This is a genomic window from Vibrio sp. 661, from assembly GCF_033339315.1.
GTDB classification, from domain to species: domain Bacteria; phylum Pseudomonadota; class Gammaproteobacteria; order Enterobacterales; family Vibrionaceae; genus Vibrio; species Vibrio alginolyticus.
In genome coordinates this window covers 291,631-303,051 of the sequence record NZ_JAWOUJ010000003.1, presented here as the reverse complement: position 1 = coordinate 303,051, position 11,421 = coordinate 291,631, and the positions used below count along the sequence as shown (strand labels likewise).

The following is an 11,421-nucleotide window of genomic DNA, read 5'->3' as shown; positions in this document are numbered from 1 at the left end:
ACAACAAAAAGCATAGGATTAACAATGCTGGATTCTAAATTACTTCGTACAGAGCTGGATGAAACAGCTGCTAAACTGGCGCGTCGTGGCTTTAAGCTAGACGTAGATACTATTCGTAAACTTGAAGAACAACGTAAGTCCATTCAAGTAGAAGTAGAAAATTTACAATCCACGCGTAACTCCATCTCCAAGCAAATCGGCCAAAAAATGGCGGCTGGCGACAAAGAAGGCGCAGAAGAGATCAAGAAACAAATCGGTACGCTAGGTAGCGATCTTGATGCGAAGAAAGTTGAACTTGAGCAAGTAATGGCTCAACTAGACGAGTTCACGCTTTCTGTACCAAACATCCCAGCAGACGAAGTGCCAGATGGCAAAGATGAAAACGACAACGTTGAAATCTCTCGTTGGGGTGAGCCAAAGTCTTACGACTTCGAACTGAAAGATCACGTTGACCTAGGCGAAATGGGCGACGGTCTAGACTTCGCAAGCGCAGTTAAGATCACTGGCGCACGTTTCATCGTGATGAAAGGCCAATTCGCTCGCCTACACCGTGCAATCGCTCAGTTTATGCTGGATCTTCACACTGAAGAGCACGGCTACACAGAAATGTACGTACCTTACCTAGTAAATTCTGACAGCCTATTCGGTACTGGTCAGCTTCCTAAGTTTGGTAAAGATCTTTTCCACACTGAGCCGCTAGCAGAAAAGGTAAACGACGAAGAGCCACGTAAACTGTCTCTAATCCCTACTGCAGAAGTACCTGTAACGAACCTAGTTCGTGACACGATTTCTGACGAAGCGGATCTACCAATTAAGATGACAGCTCACACGCCATGTTTCCGTTCAGAAGCGGGTTCTTACGGTCGTGACACTCGTGGTCTGATTCGTATGCACCAGTTCGACAAAGTTGAGCTAGTACAAATCACTAAGCCAGAAGATTCAATGAACGCACTAGAAGAGCTAACAGGTCACGCTGAGAAAGTTCTACAACTTCTTGAGCTTCCTTACCGTAAAGTGGTTCTATGTACAGGTGACATGGGCTTTGGCGCTCGTAAGACTTACGACCTAGAAGTTTGGGTTCCTGCTCAAGAAACTTACCGTGAGATCTCTTCATGTTCTAACATGTGGGATTTCCAAGCTCGTCGTATGCAAGCGCGTTTCCGTCGTAAAGGCGAGAAGAAACCTGAGCTTGTACACACGCTAAACGGTTCTGGTCTTGCTGTAGGTCGTACAATGGTTGCTATCCTAGAAAACAACCAAGAAGCAGACGGCCGCATTGCAATCCCTACAGTACTTCAGAAGTACATGGCGGGCGCAACGCACATCGGTTAATCCATTAACCACTAGAACACCAAAACCCAGCCTTAGTGCTGGGTTTTTTGTTATCTGCGTCGAGTGAAAATACGTTGTTATGTAAATGTAGGATGAGGTATTGCATAGTTAGCCTAAATTATTAAAACCAGTCCCTAATGATATTTTTCTAAGCTTCATTGAGCATGACAAGCTCCTCCAAAATATAAAGAGGAGGTACTTTCATGGCTTCAATAAGAATAAGCGGCTCTGTTGGCTTGGGTGGTAAAAATGTGGATGGTGACATTCGTACGGTACAAAGGTCTATTAACCAATTGCTTGGTTCTTTAAAGGGAGTAAAGGAACTTAAAGTGGATGGGAAACTAGGCTCTAGACCGGAAAACTCCAAAACTGTCGGCGCAATTAAAGCTTTTCAGAAAAACCTTGTTGGGATGGCTCGTCCAGATGGAAGGATAGATGTGAATGGAAGAAGCCATCGTAAGCTGAATGATTATTTAAAACGAACACCTGAGACCGCGGTGGCATATACGTTACCTTTGGTTGGCTCAAGAGATGCGTTGACGGACTTGGATTATCGCAAAGTAGCTGAAACTCTTGGATGCGAAGTCGCTGCTATTAAAGCTGTAGCGGAAGTTGAGAGCCGAGGAGAAGCCTACTTTAGCAATGGTAAGCCAAAGATTTTGTTTGAGGCTCATATATTTTCGAGACTCACTTCAAGAGCCTACGATAACAGTCATCCAAGTATTTCAAGTCGGCATTGGAATCGAAGTCTTTATGTTGGTGGTATCTCAGAATACGTACGTCTAAATAAACCGATTGAACTGAATTCAAATGCAGCAATCCGCTCCGCATCTTGGGGACGTTTCCAAATTATGGGCTTTAATTTCAAGTTAGCTGGTCATGTTACCGCTGAATCCTTTGTTAAAGCTGTATTCGAGTCGGAGAAGAAACAACTTGAGGCTTTTGTTACGTTTATCCAAAAGTCTGGCTTAGGTGAGCATATAAGAGATAAAAATTGGGCTGCCTTTGCTCGTGGTTACAATGGTTCTGAGTATCAGAAAAATCAATACGACGTCAAATTAGAAAAGGCTTACAAAAAATATGCTTCGATTAAAAATGCTGCGTAACATTTCTTTGCTTGGACTTATTTTTAGTTCATCTGCTTGTGCTTTCAGCCACACTAATACTGCGCTATTTAAGTGTGATGCTTCACATCCTAACCGTCTAGAAATATCAATAGAAAACATAAACAGTCAGGTTCTACTGTCGGAGCTTAGCTTAGGGGGGAGCAGTATTGAAAGATCTTTAGTTATAAAGGACTTTAAATTAGACCAGTATCATCGAGCGTTGGTAGATGAGAAGTCACTGGAATTTAGTATTGGTGAGCGCGTCATATTGGTTAGTGAGTACTTTAGCGAGGAGTTTGATGAGGTTGAGAAGATACTCAGTGTTACTTTGAGAGAGCCTGAGCAAACGCAGTATTTTGAATGCGAGGAAGGGAGTATGAGTAACCTTGCATTGCTTTTCCATGAGAGCGCCGAATAATCGATTACAGAGTAATTATTACTAAAACGTAATAGTGTTTTCGTATTTACCTTAATTATCTTGTTATTTGTAATCGATATAATCATCCACCTTACCACGGTAAGTAGATTTTCTCATTCAAGTAACGAGGAGGGCTTATGGCCGTAGGGTGGGCAAACGACGATAGCGTCAGCCAACAAATTCAAAACACAATAGACGACGAGATTTCCCGTGTTCGTGGCAGTATCACAAAGGGTGAGAGCACCCATTACTGCGATGAGTGTGGTGATGAGATCCCAGAAGCGCGTCGTCTTGCAATGAAAGGCGTTCGTTTGTGTATCGAATGTCAGTCAACAATCGAATTGGTATCTCAACGCCAAGCATTGTTCAATCGACGAGCGAGTAAAGACAGTCAACTTCGATAGCTTTACTGCTCTAATAAATAACGAGACGGTTTGAGTCTCATACTCAAACCGTTTTCGTATTGAATGGAACTATGAAGCGAAGCAGTCTTTACGTTGCAACGCTGCATCAATCGCGTTAACTAGCTTCTCAATATCTTCTGGCTTGCTGATGAACGGCGGCATCATATAAATCAGTTTGTCAAATGGACGAATCCACACTCCGTGTTCAACAAACAAGGCTTGGATGGTTTCCATATTCACAGGGCGAAGCGTCTCCACTACGCCAATAGCACCCAACCAACGGGTGTTTTTCACCAAGTCGTATTCTTCAAGTTTTGGTAGTAACTCAGAAAACAGCGTTTCAATTTGTTGGGTTTGTTGCTTCCAATCACCTTGCTCGATCAATTCCAAACTTGCAGTAGCTACGGCACAAGCGAGTGGATTCCCCATAAAGGTTGGACCGTGCATAAAACAACCAGCATCACCACCACAAACAGTGTCTGCTACGTGTTTGCTCGCGAGGGTCGCAGAGAGGGTCATGTAGCCGCCAGTAAGTGCTTTCCCGACACACAGAATGTCTGGTTGAATATCCGCATGTTCGCAGGCAAACAATTTACCTGTGCGTCCAAAACCGGTAGCGATCTCATCTGCAATCAATAACAGACCGTATTTGTCGCAAAGTCTACGCACGCCTTTGAGAAATTCTGGATGGTAGATGCGCATGCCACCTGCGCCTTGAACGATAGGCTCAAGGATCACCGCAGCAAGTTCTTGGTGGAGCGTTTCAATCTTGTGCTCGAAGTCGGTAAGGTCCTCTGGCTTCCATTCATCCCAATAACCACAAGTTGGTGACTCCGCAAAGATATGTTCAGGCAAAAAGCCTTTGTAAAGAGAGTGCATTGAGTTGTCAGGATCGGTAACCGACATCGCCGCAAACGTATCGCCGTGATAACCGTGTCGCAAAGTAAGAAACTTCGGTCGGCGTTCGCCTTTTGCATGCCAATATTGCAGTGCCATTTTTAAGCTGACTTCTACGGCAACGGAGCCTGAATCGGCAAGGAATACATGTTCAAGATTACTTGGTGCTAGGGACAGTAGCTTCTTACACAAACTGATTGCTGGCTGGTGGGTAATCCCGCCAAACATCACGTGAGAGACCTGATCGATTTGCTGGTGAGCGGCTTGATTTAAATGCGGATGGTTGTAGCCGTGGATCGTCGACCACCAAGAAGACATGCCATCGACAAGCTCAGTACCGTCTTCCAATTTAATGTGAACACCACTTGCTGATGCCACTGGGTAGCAGGTCAGAGGTGTCAATGTCGAAGTGTAAGGATGCCAGATATGCTGGCGGTCGAAGGCGAGATCCATGTGCGATTCCAATAACAGTTAAGATTAAAAAGCAAACAAATGTAAACTTTGTTCTTTTGTGTTGTGTTGACAGTTTATCGAGACTCAGTAGACTGTCAACACAACAACAAAAGTGACTAAAGGAATACACGTGGAAGTTCGTCATAACTGGACGCATGCTGAAGTGCGCGATCTCATGGAAAAACCATTCATGGATCTCCTATTCGAAGCGCAGCTTGTACATCGTCAATATCAACAAACCAACCATGTTCAAGTAAGCACGCTTCTGTCGATTAAGACAGGTGCTTGTCCAGAAGATTGTAAGTACTGTCCTCAGAGTGCTCGTTACACCACAGACATCGAGAAAGAGCGTCTGATGGAAGTAGAACGCGTACTCGATGCTGCGCAAAAAGCCAAAAATGCTGGTTCTACTCGATTCTGTATGGGCGCAGCATGGAAAAACCCGAAAGAGCGTGACATGCCACATTTGACCGACATGATCAAAGGCGTGAAAGGCATGGGTTTAGAAACGTGTATGACATTAGGCATGTTGACACCAGATCAAGCAAAACAACTGGCAACCGCAGGTTTGGATTACTACAACCACAACCTAGATACGTCTCCTGAATTTTACGGCAACATCATTACCACACGTACTTATCAAGACCGTTTAGATACGCTTTCTCACGTTCGTGATGCCGGCATGAAGATTTGTTCTGGTGGCATCATCGGTATGGGTGAGAGTGCCAATGACCGAGCAGGTTTGTTGGTTGAATTGGCTAACTTACCGGTACACCCTGAAAGCGTTCCAATCAACATGCTCGTGAAGGTAAAGGGCACACCGTTGGAAGAAGTGGATGATGTTGAGCCATTTGATTTCATTCGCCTGATTGCGATTGCACGAATCATGATGCCTCAATCAGCCGTTCGTTTATCCGCTGGCCGTGAAAACATGAACGAACAAATGCAAGCGCTGTGTTTTATGGCGGGTGCAAACTCCATCTTCTACGGCTGCAAACTTCTGACCACGCCAAACCCTTCAGAAGACAAAGACATGATGCTGTTCAATAAGCTCGGCATTAACAGCCAAGAGGTGTCTCAAAAGCCTGATGAAATCGAAGAAAATGAGTTACTCGATCGCGTCGTAGAGCGTGTTGCTGCTCGTCCAACAAAAGACGACCTTTTCTACGATGCCAGCGTTTAAATCTCGTATCGAGTCCGCCCTTGCTGAGCGTAAAACGCAAGGGTTGAATCGTTCTATGAATGTGGTGTTTGCCGGTAACCAGTCCGTTTTGGAACACGAAGGTAGACGCTACATTAATTTCTCAAGTAATGATTATTTGGGATTGGCCAATGACCAAGCGCTTGTTCGTGCTTGGCAGCAAGGTTTGAGTGTATACGGCAGTGGTAGTGGGGCATCACCGATGGTGACTGGCTTTAGTGCCGCGCACAGCAATTTAGAAGCCGCACTGACCGAATGGCTGGGTTACGACAGAGCAATTTTGTTTGGTTCTGGGTTCAGTGCTAATCAAGCCTTGTTGTTCACCTTGTTAGAAAAGTCAGACGTATTGATCCAAGACCGTTTGAACCATGCCTCACTGATGGAAGCGGGGACGTTGTCACCAGCTAAGATGAAGCGTTTCAAGCACAATGACATCGAGCACCTGAAATCGCTGATTAATAGCGAAGACAACCATCTGGTTGTGACTGAAGGGGTGTTCAGCATGGACGGTGATTGTGCGCCGCTCAGCGATATAGCTGAAGTCACTCGCAGTCATGATGCTTGGCTTGCTGTCGATGACGCTCATGGTATTGGCGTTCTTGGTCAATCCGGTGGTGGCTCTTGCGAGCATGCCGCGGTTAAGCCTGAGTTATTGGTCGTTACCTTCGGTAAAGCGTTTGGTACGTCTGGCGCAGCTATTTTATGTGACCACGCAACGGGGGACTTTTTAACTCAGTTTGCTCGTCACCATGTGTATTCCACGGCGATACCGCCAGCACAAGCGTATGCGTTGACTCATGCAGTCTCGATGGTTCAAGAGCAGTCTTGGCGACGTGAAAAGCTCTCTGAGCTTAGTGAAGTGTATCGAGATAGCCTTAGCGGCCTTGAGGGGTTTGTTGAGACTCAAACTTCGATTAAGCCCTTTTTGATTGGTGAATCTGAATTGGCTTTGCGAGTAGCAGGTGCTTGTCGCCAAAACGGTATTTGGGTGACTGCTATTCGCCCTCCGACGGTGCCTAAAGGAACGTCTCGTCTTCGAATAACACTCACTGCCAATCACACTAATGAACAAGTTAAAACGCTTTCAATCGCATTGAAGCAAGCATTAGGAGCGCTGTAATGGATAATGCAACTACCGCATTAGCGCAAACGCTCGCGTTAGAGAGTTTCCATCAAGATAAAGACGCGATTGCCTCTTCGTTTGGTAAAGCAGCAGAAACATACGATAAACATGCGGCTTTTCAACGTGATGTCGGGCATCAGCTGCTTGATAAACTTCCTGAAAACTTGACGGGAAAACGTGTATTGGATTTAGGTTGTGGCACGGGTTATTTCTCCCAACTACTTCAACAACGCGGTGCGGAAGTAGTCTGCGGCGATATCTCTCAAGCCATGTTAGATAAAGCAGAGCAGCGTTGTGGTGCAGTACGAATGCATTACCAAGTTGCTGATGCTGAAAACTTACCATTTGACGATGATAGCTTCGATTACGTGTTTTCAAGTTTAGCGCTGCAATGGTGTACAGATTTAAGTTACCCACTAAAAGAAGTGCGCCGCGTGCTAAAAAATGGTGGGAAAGCGTGGTTCTCTACACTGGTTGATGGATCACTGTATGAGCTGCGTGCATCATGGGAAAAAATTGATGCATATCAACACGTCAATAACTTTCTAACGCTCAATCAGGTAAAAATTGCGTTAGCGCAATCTCGATGTGACAGCCATCAACTAGACTTGACCACCATCACAGTTTGGTACGACTCTGCATTTTCAGTTATGCGTGACCTCAAAGGTATAGGTGCAAATCACGTAAGCGGGCGCTCACACGGTTTAACTAGTCGCGAGACTTTGTTAAAAGTTGAGCATGCGTACCAAGCGTTTAAAAACGATCAAGGTCTTCTACCTGCAAGTTATCAGGTTTGTTTTGGAGTAATACATCTATGATTGATGCTTTTTTTATTGCTGGTACGGATACTGATGTTGGAAAGACGGTAGCGTCTAAAGCCATTTTGCAAGCGATCGCCGCAAAAGGACTAAACACTATTGGTTATAAGCCAGTGGCAGCAGGGAGTGACAAGACTGAAGCCGGATGGCGTAACTCTGATGCTTTACACTTACAAGACGCCGCAACACTCGATGTGGACTATGATGATGTGAACCCATACGCTTTAGAGTTGCCTGCTTCTCCCCACATTGCAGCGAAGCATGAACATGTCGAAATAAGTTACGATGTTCTGAGTCAAAAACTGGCTCAACATAAGCAGCAAGCCGATGTTGTTCTCGTTGAAGGTGCTGGAGGCTGGCGTGTGCCAGTATCCGATACGGACTGTTTATCTACATGGGTAAAAGAAGAGCAGTTACCTGTTGTACTGGTGGTTGGCATTAAATTAGGCTGTTTGAGCCACGCTTTACTCACAGCAGAGAGTATTAAAGCGGATGGTTTGAATCTTGTTGGCTGGGTGGCAAACCGCGTCAACCCAGGCACAGAGCACTACGCTGACATTATCGAGATGCTAGAAGCACGTATCGATGCACCTAAGCTTGGGGAAATTCCATATATTCCAAGTGCTAAACGTAAAGAGCTAGGCAAGTACATTAATGTAGAGCCGTTGCTAAACACTGACTAATGGTGTTTAGGGTAAAAGACTAAAAAACCAAAGGGCTGCGCAATGCAGCCCTTTCTTGTTGGTGTAACCTAAAAAGTCAGATTACTTATCTTGGCTGAGCCCCATCAATGCTTGTTGTGTTTCTGCAACACGCTGAGACATATGATGATCGGTTGAAATACCAAGTTGTTGCTTTGCCTCGTCCTCTGAGATGCCTAGGTGACAACGCAGTAAATCAATAGCCATTTGATAGTCGTTAGTTTCTACCATGGTTTTTCCCTCAATACATGGAGTTTTTGAGCTCACCCAATGCACTTTTTGCAATGTACTTAGAGTGACTCTGTTTTGTTCATCTCATTCGAATTTAGCATGTCCATGTAGCCGCACAATAAGACCAAAGTCTATAGCAGAGCTAACGTACTGTTTTTGGTCTATTAAAAAATTTCTAGCTAAGTTGCTAAGAGGTGATAGATTTAACACCAAGATCATCTATCAATAGATGATGGGTAGCTCAGAGCTTATTTTATCATTTTGATAAATGTATATGAACGGAGGTTCCGGCTCCTACCAAAGCATGTTTTGAAATCGCTTGAATTAAATATTTCAGTCCCGAAAACAAATGTTGCAATTTATTGCTTAACCTTGTTTTTATCGCGGATAGACTATATCTATAACGCACGGAACATGAAAATCAACGGAATTGGCTTTTATAGCGATTACCATTTGTTCCTTATAACAATCCGTTTTAAAAAAACGATAAGCTTCCTCGGAGAAAAGTAATGAAGCGAATTATGTTATTCCTAGCAACTAACCTAGCTGTCGTGCTAGTGCTTAGTGTTGTTCTGAATATTGTTTACGCTGTAACTGGAATGCAACCAGGCAGTCTGTCAGGTTTACTTGTAATGGCTGCTGTATTTGGTTTTGGTGGCGCATTTATTTCGTTGATGATGTCAAAGGGTATGGCGCTACGCTCGGTTGGTGGTATGGTCATTGAAAGCCCGCGCAACGAAACGGAGCATTGGTTAGTCGAAACTGTGGGTCGTCAAGCTCAACAAGTGGGTATTGGTATGCCAACGGTGGCTATTTATGATTCACCAGATATCAATGCATTTGCGACAGGTGCAAAACGAGATGACTCTCTTGTCGCCGTTTCTACTGGTCTTTTACACAATATGACTCGTGATGAGGCAGAGGCAGTACTTGCACACGAAGTGAGCCATATTGCAAATGGTGATATGGTCACGATGACGTTGATGCAAGGTGTCGTGAACACGTTTGTTATCTTCCTATCACGCTTTATTGCCAATATCGTGGCATCGAACGATGATGAAGAAGGCCAAGGTACAAATATGATGGTTTACTTTGGCGTATCCATGGTGCTTGAACTGGTATTTGGTTTCCTAGCTAGCTTCTTGACTATGTGGTACAGCCGTCATCGCGAATTCCACGCGGACGCAGGTGCTGCGCGCCTCGTTGGCAAAGAAAAAATGATTGCGGCTCTAGAGCGTTTGAAGGTGAGTCATGAATCTCAACTGGATGGCACCATGATGGCGTTTGGTATCAATGGCAAGCAGTCGCTGACTGAGCTATTAATGAGCCACCCTCCGCTAGATAAACGTATTGCAGCGTTGCGAGGCCAGCAATACTAATTGTTCCTACTTAAATAATTGTTAATCTGCTGAAAAGGCTTGGTTTTGACCAAGCCTTTTTTTTCGCCGATTGATCGCGTGCGAACTTCATCACGTACTACTTACAGAAATAAAGTTATACAAAATTATTTTTGTACAACTTTGGTGGAATGAACTATCTTGTACATATAATAATTTTGTACAACTTAATGGGCGTGTAGGAGTAAAAAATGGACATACAGTCTGTTGGCAATATCTATCAAAAGCTCAACAAAGCGAACTTACATCTGCTTAAGGATATATATCACCAAGATGTAGTATTTGAGGACGCAGCGCATCGTTTAGAAGGATGGCCAGCACTTTCGGATTATTTCACCTCATTATATGCCAACGTCATCAGTTGTGATTTTGTAATCCATGAGCATCAACAAGTCGGAGATACAGGCTTCCTAACTTGGACAATGGACCTTCAGCATCCCAAACTTCAGAAGGGTGCGCCTATTCTCGTCAATGGTGTTTCGCACCTCAAATTTAGCGAAGGTCAGGTCATTTATCACCGAGACTATTTTGATCTCGGAGAGATGCTCTATGAGCATTTACCGTTACTTGGTTCAGTCGTTAAAACCATCAAGCAGAGGTTAGGACAATGAACAACACCATCTTAATCACAGGCGCCACCTCCGGAATAGGAAGGCAGCTTGCCCTAGATTACGCGAACTCAGAATGGAATGTGATTGCTTGTGGTCGGAATCAAGATGTTCTTGCAGAACTGGAGGCAGTTTCCTCCAAAATTCATACATTGCAGTTTGATGTGACAAATTATGAGGAAACTCAGCAGGCGCTCTCTAATTTGCCATTTACGCCAAACACATGGGTTTTTAACGCAGGCGATTGTGAGTACATGGATGAGGGAGTGGTCGACGCGAAACTCATGGCGCGTGTGATGAACGTAAATGTTGTCGGTGTTGCCAACTGCGTTGAAGGCTGCCAAGTGCATTTAGAGAGAGGGCACCGCATTGTTATTGTTGGCTCTATCGCATCAGAAGTGGCATTGCCTCGTGCTGAAGCTTACGGCGCATCCAAAGCGGCAGTCAGTTATTTTGCACGCACGCTCGCCGTCGACTTGAAAAAGAAAGGGATCAAAGTGGTAACGGTGTTTCCTGGTTTTGTTGAAACGCCGTTGACTAACAAAAACGACTTCGAAATGCCAATGATCATTTCTACTCAGCAAGCGTCGGACTCTATCAGGAAGCAGTTAGCCGCCAACAAGACCTATATCTATTTCCCGGCGAGATTTACCAGTATTTTACGTTTTATCTCGTTACTTCCATACAGTTGGCAAGCTCGCCTAACTGCTAAACTCGTATCATAAGAAGGAA

The 11,421-nt window shown here is 44.6% G+C and carries 13 protein-coding genes; 11 read left to right on the top strand and 2 right to left on the bottom strand.

Annotated features, from left to right (window positions below; translation table 11 throughout):
• Window positions 1–24 precede the first annotated feature (24 nt).
• From serS to R7P69_RS09385, 4 genes are all read left to right on the top strand, one after another.
• Window positions 25–1,332 (top strand): serine--tRNA ligase, encoded by a 1,308-nt coding sequence (gene serS / locus R7P69_RS09400; RefSeq protein WP_005378225.1) that lies wholly within the window; start codon window positions 25–27, stop codon window positions 1,330–1,332.
• A 203-nt stretch (window positions 1,333–1,535) separates the two neighbouring features.
• Window positions 1,536–2,438, top strand: a complete 903-nt coding sequence (locus tag R7P69_RS09395) for an N-acetylmuramidase domain-containing protein (RefSeq protein ID WP_238952265.1) — start codon at window positions 1,536–1,538, stop codon at window positions 2,436–2,438.
• Window positions 2,428–2,856, top strand: a complete 429-nt coding sequence (locus tag R7P69_RS09390; RefSeq protein WP_054575142.1) for a hypothetical protein — start codon at window positions 2,428–2,430, stop codon at window positions 2,854–2,856. Before R7P69_RS09395 ends, R7P69_RS09390 begins: the two co-directional genes overlap by 11 nt.
• Window positions 2,857–2,993: 137 nt before the next feature.
• A complete protein-coding gene (locus tag R7P69_RS09385; RefSeq protein ID WP_033905078.1) occupies window positions 2,994–3,260 on the top strand; it encodes a DksA/TraR family C4-type zinc finger protein in 267 nt (88 codons plus the stop codon).
• Window positions 3,261–3,329: 69 nt separating this feature from the next.
• Here the strand turns inward: R7P69_RS09385 and bioA are convergent, their stop codons facing one another.
• Window positions 3,330–4,610 carry an adenosylmethionine--8-amino-7-oxononanoate transaminase gene (gene bioA / locus R7P69_RS09380; RefSeq protein ID WP_064368027.1) on the bottom strand — a complete coding sequence of 427 codons (1,281 nt, stop codon included), beginning with the start codon at window positions 4,608–4,610 and terminating at the stop codon, window positions 3,330–3,332.
• 130 nt (window positions 4,611–4,740) lie between these two features.
• Between bioA and bioB the strand changes: the two genes are divergently transcribed.
• From bioB to bioD, 4 genes are read left to right on the top strand one after another with little or no spacing between them, the layout of a single operon-like run.
• The gene (gene bioB / locus R7P69_RS09375; RefSeq protein ID WP_025766889.1) at window positions 4,741–5,793 is read left to right on the top strand and encodes a biotin synthase BioB; all 1,053 of its coding nucleotides are present in this window, start codon (window positions 4,741–4,743) and stop codon (window positions 5,791–5,793) included.
• Entirely contained in the window at window positions 5,780–6,931 is a 1,152-nt protein-coding gene (gene bioF / locus R7P69_RS09370; RefSeq protein WP_025766888.1) for an 8-amino-7-oxononanoate synthase, read from the top strand. Before bioB ends, bioF begins: the two co-directional genes overlap by 14 nt.
• The gene (bioC, locus tag R7P69_RS09365) at window positions 6,931–7,752 is read left to right on the top strand and encodes a malonyl-ACP O-methyltransferase BioC (RefSeq protein WP_005388087.1); all 822 of its coding nucleotides are present in this window, start codon (window positions 6,931–6,933) and stop codon (window positions 7,750–7,752) included. The genes bioF and bioC overlap by 1 nt, the downstream gene beginning before the upstream one ends.
• Window positions 7,749–8,435 (top strand): dethiobiotin synthase, encoded by a 687-nt coding sequence (gene bioD, locus R7P69_RS09360; RefSeq protein ID WP_025766887.1) that lies wholly within the window; start codon window positions 7,749–7,751, stop codon window positions 8,433–8,435. Before bioC ends, bioD begins: the two co-directional genes overlap by 4 nt.
• A gap of 81 nt (window positions 8,436–8,516) precedes the next feature.
• Here the strand turns inward: bioD and R7P69_RS09355 are convergent, their stop codons facing one another.
• Window positions 8,517–8,684, bottom strand: coding sequence for a hypothetical protein (locus tag R7P69_RS09355; protein ID WP_005378215.1), 168 nt, complete (start codon window positions 8,682–8,684; stop codon window positions 8,517–8,519).
• Window positions 8,685–9,193: 509 nt separating this feature from the next.
• On the opposite strand from R7P69_RS09355, the gene htpX reads away from it, so the two are divergent.
• The 3 genes from htpX to R7P69_RS09340 all read left to right on the top strand — a co-directional run bounded on the left by htpX (window position 9,194) and on the right by R7P69_RS09340 (window position 11,414).
• Window positions 9,194–10,063, top strand: a complete 870-nt coding sequence (gene htpX / locus R7P69_RS09350; protein WP_005388085.1) for a protease HtpX — start codon at window positions 9,194–9,196, stop codon at window positions 10,061–10,063.
• Window positions 10,064–10,272: 209 nt separating this feature from the next.
• Entirely contained in the window at window positions 10,273–10,692 is a 420-nt protein-coding gene (locus tag R7P69_RS09345; protein WP_005378211.1) for a nuclear transport factor 2 family protein, read from the top strand.
• Window positions 10,689–11,414, top strand: a complete 726-nt coding sequence (locus R7P69_RS09340) for an SDR family oxidoreductase (RefSeq protein WP_025766886.1) — start codon at window positions 10,689–10,691, stop codon at window positions 11,412–11,414. Before R7P69_RS09345 ends, R7P69_RS09340 begins: the two co-directional genes overlap by 4 nt.
• The last annotated feature ends 7 nt before the right edge of the window (window positions 11,415–11,421 follow it).

What these genes read in the sequence shown, in the direction of transcription:
- serS (WP_005378225.1), top strand. Translation starts at nt 25, where the DNA reads ATGCTGGATTCTAAATTACTTCGTACAGAGCTGGATGAAACAGCTGCT.
- R7P69_RS09395 (WP_238952265.1), top strand. Translation starts at nt 1,536, where the DNA reads ATGGCTTCAATAAGAATAAGCGGCTCTGTTGGCTTGGGTGGTAAAAAT.
- R7P69_RS09390 (WP_054575142.1), top strand. Translation starts at nt 2,428, where the DNA reads ATGCTGCGTAACATTTCTTTGCTTGGACTTATTTTTAGTTCATCTGCT.
- R7P69_RS09385 (WP_033905078.1), top strand. Translation starts at nt 2,994, where the DNA reads ATGGCCGTAGGGTGGGCAAACGACGATAGCGTCAGCCAACAAATTCAA.
- bioA (WP_064368027.1), bottom strand. Translation starts at nt 4,610, where the DNA reads ATGGATCTCGCCTTCGACCGCCAGCATATCTGGCATCCTTACACTTCG.
- bioF (WP_025766888.1), top strand. Translation starts at nt 5,780, where the DNA reads ATGCCAGCGTTTAAATCTCGTATCGAGTCCGCCCTTGCTGAGCGTAAA.
- bioC (WP_005388087.1), top strand. Translation starts at nt 6,931, where the DNA reads ATGGATAATGCAACTACCGCATTAGCGCAAACGCTCGCGTTAGAGAGT.
- bioD (WP_025766887.1), top strand. Translation starts at nt 7,749, where the DNA reads ATGATTGATGCTTTTTTTATTGCTGGTACGGATACTGATGTTGGAAAG.
- R7P69_RS09355 (WP_005378215.1), bottom strand. Translation starts at nt 8,684, where the DNA reads ATGGTAGAAACTAACGACTATCAAATGGCTATTGATTTACTGCGTTGT.
- htpX (WP_005388085.1), top strand. Translation starts at nt 9,194, where the DNA reads ATGAAGCGAATTATGTTATTCCTAGCAACTAACCTAGCTGTCGTGCTA.
- R7P69_RS09345 (WP_005378211.1), top strand. Translation starts at nt 10,273, where the DNA reads ATGGACATACAGTCTGTTGGCAATATCTATCAAAAGCTCAACAAAGCG.
- R7P69_RS09340 (WP_025766886.1), top strand. Translation starts at nt 10,689, where the DNA reads ATGAACAACACCATCTTAATCACAGGCGCCACCTCCGGAATAGGAAGG.